Source organism: Falsibacillus albus, from assembly GCF_003668575.1.
Taxonomy (GTDB): Bacteria; Bacillota; Bacilli; order Bacillales; family DSM-25281; genus Falsibacillus; species Falsibacillus albus.
The window spans coordinates 60,470-75,060 of sequence record NZ_RCVZ01000005.1 but is presented as its reverse complement, the minus strand read 5'-3'; the positions used below and the strand labels follow the sequence as shown (position 1 = coordinate 75,060).

Genomic DNA, 14,591 nt, shown 5'->3' with positions numbered 1-14,591 from the left:
GGAGGATGGACACTTTGAGAAAAGAAAAAGAATTAACCGGAAAGCAAAAAGCTGCTGTCCTCCTCATTTCATTAGGACCTGATGTATCTGCATCTGTTTATAAGCATTTATCCGAGGAAGAAATTGAACGGCTTACATTGGAAATCTCCAGTGTTAAAAAAGTAGATTCATTGGCGAAAGAAGAAATCTTAGAGGAATTTCATAATATTGCAGTTGCGCAGGATTATATTTCACAAGGTGGAATCGGTTATGCGAAAACGGTTTTAGAAAAGGCTTTGGGACAGGATCAAGCGACTGCCATCATCAATAGGCTGACATCTTCTCTTCAAGTTAAGCCATTTGATTTTGCCCGTAAAGCCGATCCTGCCCAAATACTGAACTTTATCCAAAACGAACATCCACAAACGATTGCTCTTATCTTATCTTATTTGGACCCACAGCAGGCAGGATTGATATTATCCGAGCTTCCTCAAGAAGTTCAGGCTGACATTGCCAAAAGGATTGCATTGATGGATGGCACCTCGCCTGAAGTGATCAACGAAATTGAGTCAATCCTTGAAAGGAAATTGTCAACGACTGTCACCCAGGATTACACCCAGACCGGTGGCATAGAGGCATTGGTTGAGGTATTGACCGGAGTGGACCGGACTACGGAGAAGACGATCTTGGATTCCCTGGAAATCCAGGATCCAGAGCTGGCGGAAGAAGTCAAGAAGAGAATGTTTGTATTTGAAGACATTGTCACATTGGACAATCGATCGATTCAGCGCGTCATTCGCGATTGTGAAAATGAGGACTTGCTTCTTGCACTTAAAGTATCCAGTGAAGAAGTTAAACAAATCGTCTTTAGAAATATGTCCAATCGAATGGTCGATACATTCAAGGAAGAAATGGAATTCATGGGGCCGGTTCGTTTGCGTGATGTAGAGGAAGCTCAATCAAGGATTGTTTCAATCATTCGCAGATTGGAAGAAATAGGGGAAATCATCATTGCTCGAGGTGGAGGAGACGATATCATTGTCTAGAATCATAAAGTCCAATTCGGCCTTTAAAGAGTCAAAAGAGCAGTTGAAAGTGATCGAATTAAGACAGGTTTTCAGGGGCATTCCATCTGAATCAGAAACCACAGACAAACAATCTTATTTCTTGGAAAGAGAAAAAGAGAGAATGATTGCCATCGCAAAAAGGGAAGCCGAAGAGCTGCTTGCATCGGCTGCCCAAGAAGCGGAGCACCTTAAGATGGGTTTAGATGAAGAAAAGGCAAAGTTCGAGCAAGAAAAATCCTCTTGGCTTGAACAAGCGAAGAATGAAGGTTTTGAAGCGGGATTTCAGACAGGGCAGGAAGCTGGGTACCAACAATACAAGGAATTATTGGCTGCAGCAAAAAGAACAACTGACCTTTCCAAGGTCGAATTCTCCCAATACCTTGATTCGGCAGAGAATGTCATTTTGGAGTTGGGCATGAAGGCGGCAGAAAAGATCTTGAATGATGTCATCGCCGGTCATCCAGAGCGATTCCTTCCAATTGTCAAACGTGCGCTGAAGGAAGTTCGTGAATATAGTGAAATTCAAATTCATGTTCATCCGTTTCAATACGATTTTTTAATAAGTCAAAAAGAAGAGCTTGAATCGGTGTTTCCGAAAAATACACAGGTCTTCATCTATCCGGATGAAGACCTCGGGGAAATGAATTGTTTCATTGAGTCCCCGAATGGAAGAGTGGATGCCAGCATCGATAGTCAATTGATCGAGCTGAAAGGCAGGCTCCTATCAATACTTGAGGGTGATTCTGTTTGAAAGCAAAAGAACTGATTCCATATATACCGGACATTGATACATTCAAGCGATATGGCAGAGTCAAACGTGTCGTCGGGCTGATGATCGAGTCTCAAGGTCCTGAATGCTCCATAGGGGATGTTTGTTGGATCCGAGTCATTTCACAAAAAAAGACAAGGAAAATCCAAGCTGAAGTGGTGGGCTTCAAAGAAGAAAGTGTCATGTTGATGCCCTATGCATCCATTAATGAAATAGCACCAGGATCATTAGTAGAAGCGACTGGACAAACCTTGGAAGTTAGGATGGGCCACCAGCTGATCGGGAGCGTCGTTGATTCCTTGGGACAGCCAATGGATGGCGGCGTATTGCCAAAAGGCCTTTCAGCCATCCCGACAGAGCAATCTCCCCCCAATCCTTTAAGCAGGCCACCGATCGAAGAACCTCTGGAAGTAGGAGTCAGGCCAATCGACAGCTTGCTGACGGTAGGCAAGGGACAGCGGATCGGAATTTTCGCCGGAAGCGGTGTCGGAAAGAGCACGCTGCTTGGAATGATTGCCCGCAATACGAAGGCAGACGTCAATGTCATCGCCCTGATTGGGGAGCGGGGACGGGAGGTCCGGGAGTTTATCGAAAGGGACCTTGGCCCCGAAGGTTTGAAAAAAACGATTGTCGTGGCAGCAACTTCAGATCAGCCGGCTTTGATGAGGATTAAAGGTGCATTTACTGCTACTGCCATTGCGGAATATTTCCGTGATAAAGGAATGAATGTCATGTTTATGATGGATTCCGTCACCAGGGTGGCCATGGCGCAAAGGGAAGTGGGCTTGGCAGTGGGGGAACCACCTGCTACAAGGGGATATACACCATCAGTATTCGCCATCCTGCCAAAGCTTTTGGAAAGGACCGGTACAAATGAATTTGGTTCCATCACTGCATTTTATACTGTACTCGTCGATGGTGATGACATGAATGAGCCGATTGCAGATACAGTCCGCGGGATTTTGGATGGCCATCTCGTCCTGGATCGAAACTTGGCAAACAAAGGACAATTCCCAGCCATCAATATCTTGAAAAGCGTAAGCCGCTTAATGAACCATCTCGCATCAGAAGAACACCAAAAGGCGGCTGAACGTATACGCGACCTCTTGAGCACCTATTTGAATTCGGAGGATCTCATCAATATCGGCGCGTATAAAAGAGGAGCCTCAAGGGAGATCGATGAGGCAATCGATTTTTATCCAAAAATTATATCTTTTCTTAAACAAAAAACGAATGAAGCAATTTCGATGGATGAAGCCATCCAATCATTAATCCAACTTGCAGATGAAGGTGATTGGGCATGACCAGCTACCAATTTAAATTCAACAAGATTTTGACTGTCAAAGAACGTGAGAAGGATGAAGCTTTGGCAATTTATCAGGACTCTGTAAAAAAATTCAAAGAAGCAGCAGATCATTTGTACAAGCTTTTAAAGAAAAAAGAAGACCTTCAGGATTTTCAATCCGAACAATTGCGACAAGGCTTCTCCATTCATGAGGTAAGGCATTATCAACAATTCTTGACCAATATCGAAAAGACGATTTCCTATTATCAAGAACTTGTCATCAATGCAAGGAACAGGATGAATTGGAATGAGCAAAATCTTCAAGAGAAAAATATCGAAGTAAAAAAATACGAAAAAATCCGTGAGAAGGATTTCATGCAATACCAGGAGCTTGTGAACGATATCGAAACAAAACGATTGGATGAAATATCGACCATGCAATATTCTTTTCGCGAAGGAATCAGGTGATATCTATGGGGAAAACAGCTGAAAGAGAAATTCAGAATGGAAGCGGACGATTTCAAAAATTCCTCTTGATCGTTGTCATCCCAATCCTTTTTGCCATTGCAGTTGCCTTGATCGTCATGACGGTTTCAGGAATAAATGTATTTGAAAAAGGAATGGAAATCGGTCAGAAAATTCCATTCATCTCAAAGATGATGCCAAATGATCAGCAAAATGATATCAAAGCATATGAAAACAAGGTAGTTGGATTAGAAGCGGAGATCAAAGATAAAGAAGCGAAAATTTCCCAGCTTCAAAATCAAATCGACTCCCAGGATTCTGAAAAAGAGAAACTTGTGCTTGAACAGCAGCGGTTGAATGATGAAATTGATGAACTGAAGCAAGTGCAAGCCGACAATAAAAAGGCATACAAGGAAATCGTCAGCACATACGAAAGCATGTCGCCGAAGAGTGCTGCTCCAATCATCGAAAAAATGAAGGAAGAGGATGCAGTGAAACTCCTCTCAAAAATCAGCAATGAATCATTGGCACAGATTTTGGCTAAGATGCCTCCCGATCAAGCTGCAAAATATACAGAGAAGCTCACAGCCATTCAAGCGAATTAATCTTTGGCGCACATTTGAAAGGAGGTGACACGATGAATGTAGCAGGATTGATGCTTTCAACCTCTCCAAACAGAGCTGCAAATGGCGGTCCTACTGGAGATGTAAAGGTTGGAAGTGGTTTTAGGAACATTCTGGGAGCCCTAAATCAACATGTAAATGGCGGCCAGGAGCCTCAACAGGAAGGGATCAACTTGGAGGACTTGGAGAAGCTGCTTGTATTTTTAAATCAGCCGTCAGCGTCATTACCACAAGCTGATCCTGAAGCGGATAAAAAAGACATGACTTTGTCGGAAATTAGTACTGCCTTGGGTTTAACAAAGGAAGGTTTGTTAAAGAGCATAAAGGAATTGTTCGGGAAAACCTCTCAATTAAAGGGTGCCAACAACAAAGCAGATACAAAAGCTGAGGGAAACGAGGACCCAATCCAAATGCTCCTTGTACTTTTGCAGCAAATATCCAATCTGCCGAAAGCGTCATTTAAACAGCTGCCGCCGCAGAGTTTGGCAAATGTCTTAAAGGCGGCAAAGGTCTTCGAATCGTTGAGTGCATCAAAGGATTTAAACATTGATGGCATTAAGAAACTGGTTGATGCAAAAGAGGGGATCAACAAAATTAAAAACACGATGACAACTATATTGGCAAATCCACAAAAAACAGATGCGAAGAGCGTGTTGAAAAGTTCGTTTGCACAAATGATGGCAACAGGGACATTAAAGGATGCATCGAACGTTTCGCAAAAGCAGACTGCGGTGAAAACGGAGGGGAGGATGGACACTTCCTTTCAGCCGAATATGTCGAAGATTGAACAGTTTGTCATCTTTGCCGGCAAGGATTCCAAGACGCCAAGCTTCGATTCGTTTGTCAAGCAGTTCAGTGACATCCTATCGAAATCGCAGCTGACTCAATTGCCGAATGGAAATAAGCTGTTGATCAAGCTATATCCAGAACATTTAGGTTCATTGAGAATCGAATTGCTTCAGCAGGATGGGAAAATGACGGCAACGATGCTCGCATCCACCAGCTCGGCAAAGGATTTACTTGAAAATAACTTATCCCATTTGAAAGCCGCATTCCACCAGCAAAATATCAACGTTGATAAAGTAGAAATCATGACAAGTGCGAACGAATCCCAAAGGTTTGACCGTCAGAATCAGCAGCAGTCCTCTCAGCAGGAGCAGCCGAAGGATGAACAGAACGGGCATGCGATTAACGATCCGGAAGAGATGGGGTTTGCGGAGGAATTAAGTGAATTACTAACCAATACAACGAATTAGGTGAAATGTATGACAAATTCTATCAACTCCAACCTTATGTTGAGCAGCTATCAAAATAATGCAAAAAAAACCGGGAATGATGTTTTAGGAAAAGACGATTTCATGAAGATCTTGATGACACAGCTGCAAAATCAAGATCCGACAAATCCCCTGCAAGATAAGGATTTCATTGCCCAAATGGCAACATTTTCAAGCCTTGAGCAAATGACGAATATGAATCAATCGCTGGAGAAATTTGTCCAAACGGAGCAGCAGAGCCAACTGATGCAGTTCAATCAATTTGTCGGGAAACAGGTCCATTGGCATAAGCTGCAAGAATCCGCTGATCCAAATGCGGATCCGATCGTTACAGAAGGAACCGGAAAGGTGAAATCAATTCAATTCAAAGAGGATACTGTCGATCTTATTTTGGATGACGGTACCGTTTTAAGTCCTGCGAACGTATCAGAAGTTACCGATACTTCTTCCCAGGAAAACCCGTTAATACAGGCAAGCTATTTAATTGGCAAAAACATAAGCTATCTGGATGGAGAACAAATGGTTTCGGCCATGGTGAAATCAGTATCGCTAAAAGATGGAAAATTGATGTTCACTTCAGAAGACGGCAAGCAAATAGAAGCAAAAAAAATTACTAGTATCGAATAATAAGGAGTGGTTGTATGGATCGAAATTATATTCATCATGCTCCATCACAGCCCGTTGCGTCGCATATTCATACACCAAAGCAACTCCATAAGAGTGTTCAAAGCGGACTATTCCAGCAGCAACTCCAAAAAGCCATTGCATCAAACGAATCCCAATTGTCCATCAGCAAACATGCAAGTCAAAGGCTGAAAATGAGAGGGATTGAATTGGCTGCGAATCAGTGGAAGCAGATCACTTATAAAGTGCAGGAAGCAAGGGAAAAAGGAGTAACAGACTCGCTCGTTATATTACCGAACGCCGCATTGATCGTCAGCGCAAAAAATCGGACGGTCATTACAGCAATGAGCAGGCAGGAAGCACAATCTCAAATTTTCACGAATATCAATGGAACGATTTTAATAGACGAATAGGCTGGACCTTAAAAAGGAAGCCTGCAAGCTGTGGAATGACAGAAGCAGCTTGACGACGAAAGGAGATCAAAATAATGCTTCGATCAATGTACTCTGGAATCAGTGGAATGAAAAACTTTCAAACGAAGCTTGACGTAATCGGGAACAACATTGCCAATGTAAATACGTATGGCTTCAAAAAAGGTCGTGTGACATTCAAAGATACGATGAATCAAACGATATCAGGTGCGAGTGCGGCTCAAAACAACCGTGGAGGGAAAAATCCAATGCAGGTTGGATTAGGCGGGACGCTTGCAACGGTCGATACAATCACGACACAAGCCAGTTTGCAGACGACCGGCCGCCCGCTCGACTTGGCGATCAACGGTGATGGCTACTTTGTCGTCAAGCAAGGCAACGCAAATTTTTATACAAGGGCTGGGAACTTTTATCTTGATGATAACGGAACGCTTGTCAATGCGGATGGATTAAAGGTGCAGCAATATAGTAAAGGTGTGTTAAAGGATATTAAAGTGAATGTAAACGCAGCATTGCCGGCAGTATCCACAACGAAGGTGGATATTGAAGGAACCCTGCCTAAACTGCCAAATTCCACATTTACATCCGATACTGCTGGCGCAGTCCAACAAATCAAAGTCGTAGACACAAAAGGAGAAGAGCACACCCTTGATGTCCAATTCAAACCTTCCGGATCTAATTGGACAATTACGGTTACGAACAATGAGGGGACAGCTCCAGTTTCCAAGGATTACACTGTAACCTATGATGCTGCGAATGAAAAATATACGACATCAGATACCATCAATTTGGCATCAGATTTGGGAATGACAGATGGCAAAGATGGCGTGGCCTTTGATTTTAGTAATTTAACAGAAGGAAGCACTGATTCCATTGCAGCACTCGTAAACCCTGACGGGAACCTGGAAGGTTCATTGGAAAGCTTCAATATTGGTGCTGGCGGTGAAATCAACGGTGTTTACTCCAATGGACTTGTTAAAACACTTGGTGTGTTGGCACTCGCGAAATTCAGCAATCCTTCTGGACTTTCCAAGACAGGAAATAATACGTTCCAGGAATCAATCAACTCCGGAACTGCCAATATTAACGTCCCTGGTGAGGGAAGAGGCAGCATTGCTTCTGGTTCATTGGAAATGTCCAACGTCGACCTTTCGGAGGAATTTACCGAGATGATCGTGGCACAGCGTGGTTTCCAGGCTAATACACGCATCATCACGACTTCGGATGAAATCCTTCAGGAGCTTGTAAACTTAAAACGCTAGTCGCAAAGGGGGGAACGGGACCGGGATATTCCGGTCCTGATACATATCGTGATTAAGGTATCCAGGCTAAACGGAAAATCATTTATGTTGAATGCACTTTATATAGAAACAGTCGAAGCTTTTCCTGACACGACAATTACGCTGACAAATGGGAAGAAATTCGTTGTGAAAGAATCGGTGGAACAGGTGAGAGAGTTCATCCTCCAGTTTTACCAGTCGATTAATCTCCTGGGGAAATTTGATTTGGAGGGAAAACAGGATGAAGAATAAACCACTCTCAATTATGTTGATAATACTTGTTTCCATCACATTAGTAGGAGCGATCGCTGTTGTCGTGATCATGAAGACGGCGAATGATGATCCAAACAAAAAGCCTTCCATCGACGACATAATTGCCATGTCTGTCGATATTCCAGAAATCACAACAAATCTGAAAGATGATCAATATGTAAAACTTTCACTGAAGGCCCAGACTGATAGTAAAGATGCTAAGGATGAACTGGAGAAGCGGGATTTTCAAGTGAAAAATATTTTAATAGAAGAACTTTCTGAAATGAGTGCAAAAGATTTGGATGGAAAAAAAGGAAAAGAAAAGCTAGAAGAAGTAATAAAATCGAGGACAAATGCCTTGATGCAGGATGGAAAAGTGGATAAGGTCTATATCACCTCCTATATCATCCAATGAAGAAACATGTACAGTTCATTTATTAACATAAGGAGGTGAGCAGTATGGCGGGGGAAGTCTTATCACAGAATGAAATCGATGCATTGCTGTCAGCGTTGTCGACAGGGGAGATGAATGCGGACGATTTAAAGAAAGAGGAAGAAGAGCGTAAAGTAAAAGTTTACGATTTTAAGAGGGCGCTTCGTTTTTCAAAAGATCAGATCAGAAGTTTGACAAGGATCCATGAAAACTTCGCGAGGCTGCTGACAACCATGTTCTCGGCTCAACTAAGAAACTTTGTGCAAATTTCGGTGGCGACGGCAGACCAAATCCCATATGAAGAATTCATTCGTTCCATTCCGAAAATGACGATCTTAAATGTTTTCGAAGTTCCGCCGCTGGATGGTCGAATCTTGATGGAAGTCAACCCGAACATCGCATACGCAATGATAGACCGTGTGATGGGAGGAAAAGGATCCAGCGTCAACAAAGTCGATAATTTAACTGAAATCGAAACGAAAATCATGACTAATTTATTTGAAAAAGCTTTTGAAAATTACAGGGATGCCTGGGGGAATGTCACTGATATTGAACCGGTTCTATCGGAATTTGAAGTGAATCCACAATTTCTACAAATGGTATCCCCTAATGAAACAGTCGTTGTGATTTCGATGAATACGACCGTTGGAGAGACAAGCGGCATGATTAATATCTGTATCCCGCATGTCGTTCTTGAGCCGATCATACCAAAGCTATCTGTTCATTACTGGATGCAAAACCAAAAGAAAGACCGTGAACCAGAGGAATTCAATAGATTGGAAGAAAGAATCAAGCATGCAGAAGTCCCCTTGATCGCACATTTGGGAGATTCTCAGATTACCATCGAAGATTTTCTGATGCTCGATATCGATGATGTGATCGAGCTGAAGCAAAAAATAGATGATCCGCTCATCATAAAGGTCGGGGAGAGCCCCAAATTCATTGCACAGCCTGGTAAGTTGAACAAAAAATTAGCCGTACAGATATTAGATACCTTGAAGGGGGGAGTTGAAGATGATGAGTGACGATATGCTTTCGCAAGATGAAATTGATGCACTCCTTCGCGGAACTTCAGAGCCTGAAGAAGAGACAAAGGATACCAGCTCAGATCTAATTGTAGAAGAATACTTATCATCGATGGAACAGGATGCACTCGGTGAAATTGGAAACATTTCATTTGGGAGCTCTGCAACTGCACTATCAACTTTGTTGAATCAAAAGGTTGAGATCACAACACCTGCAGTATCCATTATTGACCGAAATAAATTAACAGAGGAATTTCCGCATCCATACGTAGCTATTGAAGTGGAATACACAGAAGGCTTTTCGGGTACGAACCTTTTGGTCATCAAGCAATCGGACGCATCGATCATCGCAGATTTGATGCTCGGAGGTGATGGGACGAATCCGGAGGACCACATGGGAGAGATCCAGCTCAGCGCGGTCCAGGAAGCGATGAATCAAATGATGGGATCTGCTGCTACATCGATGTCAACGGTGTTCAGCAAGAAAGTGGATATCTCACCACCGACGATTGATTTGTTAAATGTCCAACAAGGCGAAGGAACGGATGCCATTCCGAAACAGTCGCTTCTAGTAAAAATATCCTTCAGACTGAAAATCGGAAGTTTAATCGATTCCAGCATCATGCAGCTGCTTCAGCTGGAGTTCGCCAAGGATCTTGTTCATGAGTTGATGAATCCAGCTCCTGCTGCATCACCTGAAGAATTTTCTCCACCTGAGGCTCCGATTCAGGAGGAAACACCAACCGCCCATGCGCCTGAAATCCATGAGCGGCAAAATGAAATGGCCTATGCAGGTGCAGCTGTCAACCATCAGCAGCCTACTGGACCACAGCATTTTGGAGGATATGGAGGGACGCAGCAAGCGAATGTCCAGCCGGCGATGTTTTCAAATTTTGATGCTTCACCGGTGCAAAGCCATGAACCGAAGAATCTGGACATGCTGATGGATATTCCATTGCATGTAACCGTAGAACTCGGTAGGACGAACAAGTCGGTCAAGGACATTTTGGAGCTTACATCAGGCTCTATCATTGAGCTTGACAAGCTGGCAGGTGAACCGGTCGACATTCTCGTGAACAGTCGTTTGATTGCGAAAGGGGAAGTCGTGGTCATTGATGAGAATTTTGGGGTGCGGATAACGGATATCGTCAGTCAATCTGACAGAATAAAAAAATTAAAGTAAAGAGCAGACGGAGGTTATTGTAATGGGAAAAAGAATTTTAATTGTAGATGATGCAGCATTCATGCGGATGATGATCAAAGATATTTTATCAAAAAACGGATTTGAGGTCGTGGCAGAGGCAGCTGATGGAGCACAGGCTGTGGAGAAATATAAAGAACTTAAGCCAGATCTCGTAACAATGGATATCACAATGCCTGAAATGGATGGTATTACGGCATTGAAGGAAATCAAAAAACTTGATGGAGGCGCGAAGATCATCATGTGCTCGGCAATGGGCCAGCAAGCCATGGTCATAGACGCCATTCAAGCAGGCGCAAAAGATTTCATCGTGAAACCATTCCAAGCAGACCGTGTTATCGAAGCCATTCAAAAAACACTCGCATAAATAGTCACATTAAAGAAGGTGCCATACATTGTCTAAATGGACAAAGATTGTTGCAAGTTTTCTAATCGTATTTTTCGTTCTGCATGTGGAGATCACAACTGCCCATGCAGACGGCCTTAATGGGGAAGAAACAGTAAAGGATTGTATCAAACAAAAGAACTGCCAGGATGGTTCAGCCGCCCCTGAAAAGAGCGGAGCTTCGGATCCATCCTCAAAGCCATTCATTAGTGCATGGGATATCATCAAGATGATATTTGCCTTGCTGTTTGTCTTGGCGCTCCTATATGGCCTGCTTAAATTCATTAACAAGAGAAGCCGATCTTATCAGCATTCAAGGCTAATTGAGAATCTTGGCGGTACACCGCTGGGAGGAAATCGTTCGATACAATTGGTCAAGGTGAACAATAGGATCCTCATTTTGGGAGTTGGCGAAAACATCCAATTGTTGAAAGACATCGATAATCAGGATGAATTCTCGGAAATACTGAACCATTTCAAGGATGACACTGAATCACAAATACAGCCTGTTGATTTTTTATCAAAGCTATTGAATGGAAAAGACAAAAAGAAGGATGCCGTCCAAACACCGAATTCATCGTTTAAAAAAATGCTTACAGATCAGCTTCAAGATTTCAAAGGCGGCAGGAAAAAAATCATGAATGAGCTGGAGAAAAAGGAGCAAGATCCACATGAATGAATTTATGCAGTATTTCAACACAAGCGCTCCCGATAATGTCGCTGTTTCAGTCAAGCTTTTGCTTCTATTGACGGTGTTATCCCTGGCTCCGAGCATCTTGATCCTGATGACCTGCTTTACAAGGATCATCATTGTCCTTTCATTTGTCAGGACGTCGCTTGCCACTCAGCAAATGCCGCCAAATCAAGTATTGGTGGGACTTTCATTATTTTTGACATTTTTTATCATGGCACCGACGTTCAGCCAAGTGAATGATCAGGCATTGACACCATTGTTTGATGGGAAGATCAATCTTGAACAGGCTTATGAGAAAGCGGCTGATCCCTTCAAAGATTTCATGAGTGCCCATACAAGGCAAAAGGATCTGCAATTATTTTTATCATATTCAAAGGCGGATCAGCCTAAGACGATACATGATATCCCATTGACTACACTGGTCCCGGCTTTTGCGATCAGCGAGATCAAGACGGCCTTTCAAATCGGCTTCATGATATTCATCCCTTTTTTGGTCATTGATATGGTCGTTGCAAGTGTATTAATGTCCATGGGGATGATGATGCTTCCGCCGGTCATGATCTCACTGCCCTTTAAAATACTTTTATTCGTTTTGGTGGATGGCTGGTATTTGGTGGTCAAATCATTGTTACAAAGCTTTTAATTATGTAAGTAGGTGAAGCAGTATGAGTGAAGAAATGGTCATTTCCATTGCGGAAAAAGGCATTTATACAACATTAATCATTACAGGTCCATTATTGCTACTTGCTTTGGTGGTCGGTTTGGCTGTGAGTATTTTTCAGGCTACGACTCAGATCCAGGAGCAGACTTTGGCCTTCATTCCAAAGATCGTAGCGGTGTTGGTCGGAATCGTGTTCTTCGGACCCTGGATGCTAAGTCATCTATTATCTTTTGCAACCGATATATTCTCGAACTTGAACCGGTTTGTAGGTTGAATGCATGGAGGACTTGCTTCCGAAACTTTCCGTTTTTTTATTGGTATTTGTCAGGGTGTCGACATTTTTTGTCACGATGCCATTATTTTCTTACCGGACCATACCGGCCAGGCACCGTATCGGGTTAGCTTTTTTGCTGGCTTGGATCATGTATTATTCCATTGATGCAGAGCCATTCGAAATCAACGGTGAATATTTTTTGCTTATCTTGAAGGAAGCAATGGTCGGACTCATGATCGGCTTCGTCGCTTATATGATCATGTCGGCGGTGCAAATAGCCGGGGGATTCATTGATTTCCAGATGGGCTTTGCGATCGCAAATGTGATCGATCCACAGACGGGCGCACAAAGCCCTTTGATGGGCCAATATTTATATACATTTGCTCTACTTCTGCTCCTAACTGTGAATGGACATCATTTGATCTTGGACGGAATTTATTACAGCTATCAATTCATCCCCATTGATCATTGGATTCCATGGGGAAATGCAAACTTGATTGAGTTTATCATCCGATCGTTCAGTTCGATGTTCGTCATTGCCTTTCAAATGGCCATTCCGGTCGTTGCTTGTCTGTTCCTGGTAGATGCAGCACTGGGGATTGTTGCGAGGACGGTTCCCCAATTGAATGTATTTGTTGTGGGTTTTCCGATCAAAATCGGTGTTAGCTTCATCGTATTGACCATCGTTTTAGGCGTGATGATGTCTGTAGTGGAGGGGATCTTTTCAACCATGTTCGATACGATGAGGACGGTCATGAAGATCGTAGGTGGTACATCATGACATGGATTAAGCTGGATTTGCAATATTTTGCCGGTGAGAAGACAGAAAAGGCGACCCCTAAAAAGAGGGAAGATGCAAAGAAGAAAGGCCAAACGGCGAAAAGCCAGGACGTAAGCACCGCTGTCATCATGCTTGCCGTTTTCTCATTTTTATTATTCGGCTCGTCCTTAATAGGTAAAAGTGTCTACCGATTATTTACTCATTCATTCGAGAAATACATGCTGATGGATTTGACCGAGGAAAATGTAAAAGTCATCATGATGCAAGTCATGAAGGAACTTGCCATTCTATTGGGACCGATCATGCTTATTGCCTTGATTGCAGGATTGGTGGCCAATTATGTACAAGTCGGCGTCATGTTCACGACAGAGCCGCTGACCCCAAAACTCGAAAAGATCGATCCCATTAAAGGGTTTAAGCGGATTTTTTCGATGAGGGCGATCGTTGAGCTTCTGAAATCAGTTCTAAAGATTTCCTTCGTCGGGATCGTTACCTTTGTTGTCCTTTGGCTGAGGATCGATGAAGTGTTGGGGCTTTCATACAAATCCATCGGGGATATATTGAAAACGATGGGGAGCCTGGCCATTCAAATGGGTATTGCTGCTTCGATTGCCCTATTGTTTTTGTCCATTCTTGATTATTTGTATCAAAAATATGATTTTGAAAAAAGTATTCGGATGTCCAAACAGGATATTAAAGATGAGCACAAAAATACAGAAGGCGATCCGATGATCAAATCACGGATCAAACAGCGTCAAAGAGAAATGGCGATGCGCAGGATGATGCAAGAGGTTCCAGATGCAGATGTGGTCATCACGAATCCGACGCATTTTGCCATTGCCCTCAAATATGATGAGAACAAAATGGACGCCCCTTTCGTGGTAGCGAAAGGCGTTGATTTCATGGCCCAGAAAATCAAGTTGATTGCGAAGGAGAATGAAGTCGTTACCGTTGAAAACCGGCCGCTTGCGAGGGCGCTTTATGACCAGGCTGAAATTGGCCAAGTGGTCCCGGAAGAATTCTTCAAGGCAATCGCAGAAATATTAGCATATGTATACCGAATTAGAAACAAAATCTAGCAACCCAGT

Annotated in this window: 19 protein-coding genes; all 19 read left to right on the top strand. The window is 43.0% G+C overall.

What is annotated here, in order from left to right:
* The first annotated feature begins 5 nt into the window (after nucleotides 1–5).
* The 19 genes from fliG to flhB all read left to right on the top strand — a co-directional run bounded on the left by fliG (nucleotide 6) and on the right by flhB (nucleotide 14,582).
* Nucleotides 6–1,025 (top strand): flagellar motor switch protein FliG, encoded by a 1,020-nt coding sequence (gene fliG, locus D9X91_RS08970; RefSeq protein ID WP_121680273.1) that lies wholly within the window; start codon nucleotides 6–8, stop codon nucleotides 1,023–1,025.
* Entirely contained in the window at nucleotides 1,018–1,797 is a 780-nt protein-coding gene (gene fliH, locus D9X91_RS08965; protein ID WP_158598272.1) for a flagellar assembly protein FliH, read from the top strand. The genes fliG and fliH overlap by 8 nt, the downstream gene beginning before the upstream one ends.
* Entirely contained in the window at nucleotides 1,794–3,119 is a 1,326-nt protein-coding gene (gene fliI, locus D9X91_RS08960; protein WP_121680271.1) for a flagellar protein export ATPase FliI, read from the top strand. The genes fliH and fliI overlap by 4 nt, the downstream gene beginning before the upstream one ends.
* Complete coding sequence (gene fliJ, locus D9X91_RS08955; protein WP_121680270.1) at nucleotides 3,116–3,568, top strand: flagellar export protein FliJ; 453 nt, start codon at nucleotides 3,116–3,118, stop codon at nucleotides 3,566–3,568. The genes fliI and fliJ overlap by 4 nt, the downstream gene beginning before the upstream one ends.
* A 5-nt stretch (nucleotides 3,569–3,573) precedes the next feature.
* On the top strand, nucleotides 3,574–4,170 hold the full coding sequence (locus D9X91_RS08950) for a MotE family protein (protein ID WP_121680269.1): 597 nt from the start codon (nucleotides 3,574–3,576) through the stop codon (nucleotides 4,168–4,170).
* Nucleotides 4,171–4,202: 32 nt separating this feature from the next.
* A complete protein-coding gene (locus D9X91_RS08945; protein ID WP_121680268.1) occupies nucleotides 4,203–5,444 on the top strand; it encodes a flagellar hook-length control protein FliK in 1,242 nt (413 codons plus the stop codon).
* A gap of 9 nt (nucleotides 5,445–5,453) precedes the next feature.
* On the top strand, nucleotides 5,454–6,089 hold the full coding sequence (gene flgD, locus D9X91_RS08940) for a flagellar hook assembly protein FlgD (RefSeq protein WP_121680267.1): 636 nt from the start codon (nucleotides 5,454–5,456) through the stop codon (nucleotides 6,087–6,089).
* Nucleotides 6,090–6,103: 14 nt separating this feature from the next.
* Nucleotides 6,104–6,499 (top strand): TIGR02530 family flagellar biosynthesis protein, encoded by a 396-nt coding sequence (locus tag D9X91_RS08935; RefSeq protein WP_121680266.1) that lies wholly within the window; start codon nucleotides 6,104–6,106, stop codon nucleotides 6,497–6,499.
* 74 nt (nucleotides 6,500–6,573) lie between these two features.
* The gene (locus D9X91_RS08930) at nucleotides 6,574–7,779 is read left to right on the top strand and encodes a flagellar hook protein FlgE (RefSeq protein WP_121680265.1); all 1,206 of its coding nucleotides are present in this window, start codon (nucleotides 6,574–6,576) and stop codon (nucleotides 7,777–7,779) included.
* Nucleotides 7,780–7,827: 48 nt separating this feature from the next.
* Nucleotides 7,828–8,049, top strand: a complete 222-nt coding sequence (locus D9X91_RS08925) for a flagellar FlbD family protein (RefSeq protein WP_121680264.1) — start codon at nucleotides 7,828–7,830, stop codon at nucleotides 8,047–8,049.
* Nucleotides 8,039–8,464 (top strand): flagellar basal body-associated protein FliL, encoded by a 426-nt coding sequence (gene fliL / locus D9X91_RS08920; RefSeq protein ID WP_121680263.1) that lies wholly within the window; start codon nucleotides 8,039–8,041, stop codon nucleotides 8,462–8,464. Before D9X91_RS08925 ends, fliL begins: the two co-directional genes overlap by 11 nt.
* Before the next feature lie 44 nt (nucleotides 8,465–8,508).
* Nucleotides 8,509–9,507 (top strand): flagellar motor switch protein FliM, encoded by a 999-nt coding sequence (gene fliM / locus D9X91_RS08915; protein ID WP_121680262.1) that lies wholly within the window; start codon nucleotides 8,509–8,511, stop codon nucleotides 9,505–9,507.
* Nucleotides 9,497–10,690: a flagellar motor switch phosphatase FliY gene (fliY, locus tag D9X91_RS08910; protein ID WP_121680261.1), complete on the top strand. Its 1,194-nt coding sequence runs from the start codon at nucleotides 9,497–9,499 to the stop codon at nucleotides 10,688–10,690. Before fliM ends, fliY begins: the two co-directional genes overlap by 11 nt.
* Nucleotides 10,691–10,712: 22 nt before the next feature.
* Nucleotides 10,713–11,075 carry a response regulator gene (locus tag D9X91_RS08905; protein WP_121680260.1) on the top strand — a complete coding sequence of 121 codons (363 nt, stop codon included), beginning with the start codon at nucleotides 10,713–10,715 and terminating at the stop codon, nucleotides 11,073–11,075.
* 28 nt (nucleotides 11,076–11,103) lie between these two features.
* Nucleotides 11,104–11,772: a flagellar biosynthetic protein FliO gene (locus D9X91_RS08900; protein ID WP_121680259.1), complete on the top strand. Its 669-nt coding sequence runs from the start codon at nucleotides 11,104–11,106 to the stop codon at nucleotides 11,770–11,772.
* A complete protein-coding gene (gene fliP / locus D9X91_RS08895; RefSeq protein ID WP_121680258.1) occupies nucleotides 11,765–12,430 on the top strand; it encodes a flagellar type III secretion system pore protein FliP in 666 nt (221 codons plus the stop codon). The genes D9X91_RS08900 and fliP overlap by 8 nt, the downstream gene beginning before the upstream one ends.
* A gap of 22 nt (nucleotides 12,431–12,452) precedes the next feature.
* Nucleotides 12,453–12,722, top strand: a complete 270-nt coding sequence (gene fliQ / locus D9X91_RS08890) for a flagellar biosynthesis protein FliQ (protein WP_121680257.1) — start codon at nucleotides 12,453–12,455, stop codon at nucleotides 12,720–12,722.
* A gap of 4 nt (nucleotides 12,723–12,726) precedes the next feature.
* A complete protein-coding gene (fliR, locus tag D9X91_RS08885; RefSeq protein WP_121680256.1) occupies nucleotides 12,727–13,503 on the top strand; it encodes a flagellar biosynthetic protein FliR in 777 nt (258 codons plus the stop codon).
* Nucleotides 13,500–14,582 (top strand): flagellar biosynthesis protein FlhB, encoded by a 1,083-nt coding sequence (flhB, locus tag D9X91_RS08880; RefSeq protein ID WP_121680255.1) that lies wholly within the window; start codon nucleotides 13,500–13,502, stop codon nucleotides 14,580–14,582. Before fliR ends, flhB begins: the two co-directional genes overlap by 4 nt.
* The last annotated feature ends 9 nt before the right edge of the window (nucleotides 14,583–14,591 follow it).

What these genes read in the sequence shown, in the direction of transcription:
- fliG (WP_121680273.1), top strand. Translation starts at nt 6, where the DNA reads ATGGACACTTTGAGAAAAGAAAAAGAATTAACCGGAAAGCAAAAAGCT.
- fliJ (WP_121680270.1), top strand. Translation starts at nt 3,116, where the DNA reads ATGACCAGCTACCAATTTAAATTCAACAAGATTTTGACTGTCAAAGAA.
- D9X91_RS08950 (WP_121680269.1), top strand. Translation starts at nt 3,574, where the DNA reads ATGGGGAAAACAGCTGAAAGAGAAATTCAGAATGGAAGCGGACGATTT.
- D9X91_RS08945 (WP_121680268.1), top strand. Translation starts at nt 4,203, where the DNA reads ATGAATGTAGCAGGATTGATGCTTTCAACCTCTCCAAACAGAGCTGCA.
- flgD (WP_121680267.1), top strand. Translation starts at nt 5,454, where the DNA reads ATGACAAATTCTATCAACTCCAACCTTATGTTGAGCAGCTATCAAAAT.
- D9X91_RS08935 (WP_121680266.1), top strand. Translation starts at nt 6,104, where the DNA reads ATGGATCGAAATTATATTCATCATGCTCCATCACAGCCCGTTGCGTCG.
- D9X91_RS08930 (WP_121680265.1), top strand. Translation starts at nt 6,574, where the DNA reads ATGCTTCGATCAATGTACTCTGGAATCAGTGGAATGAAAAACTTTCAA.
- fliL (WP_121680263.1), top strand. Translation starts at nt 8,039, where the DNA reads ATGAAGAATAAACCACTCTCAATTATGTTGATAATACTTGTTTCCATC.
- fliM (WP_121680262.1), top strand. Translation starts at nt 8,509, where the DNA reads ATGGCGGGGGAAGTCTTATCACAGAATGAAATCGATGCATTGCTGTCA.
- fliY (WP_121680261.1), top strand. Translation starts at nt 9,497, where the DNA reads ATGATGAGTGACGATATGCTTTCGCAAGATGAAATTGATGCACTCCTT.
- D9X91_RS08905 (WP_121680260.1), top strand. Translation starts at nt 10,713, where the DNA reads ATGGGAAAAAGAATTTTAATTGTAGATGATGCAGCATTCATGCGGATG.
- fliP (WP_121680258.1), top strand. Translation starts at nt 11,765, where the DNA reads ATGAATGAATTTATGCAGTATTTCAACACAAGCGCTCCCGATAATGTC.
- fliQ (WP_121680257.1), top strand. Translation starts at nt 12,453, where the DNA reads ATGAGTGAAGAAATGGTCATTTCCATTGCGGAAAAAGGCATTTATACA.
- fliR (WP_121680256.1), top strand. Translation starts at nt 12,727, where the DNA reads ATGGAGGACTTGCTTCCGAAACTTTCCGTTTTTTTATTGGTATTTGTC.
- flhB (WP_121680255.1), top strand. Translation starts at nt 13,500, where the DNA reads ATGACATGGATTAAGCTGGATTTGCAATATTTTGCCGGTGAGAAGACA.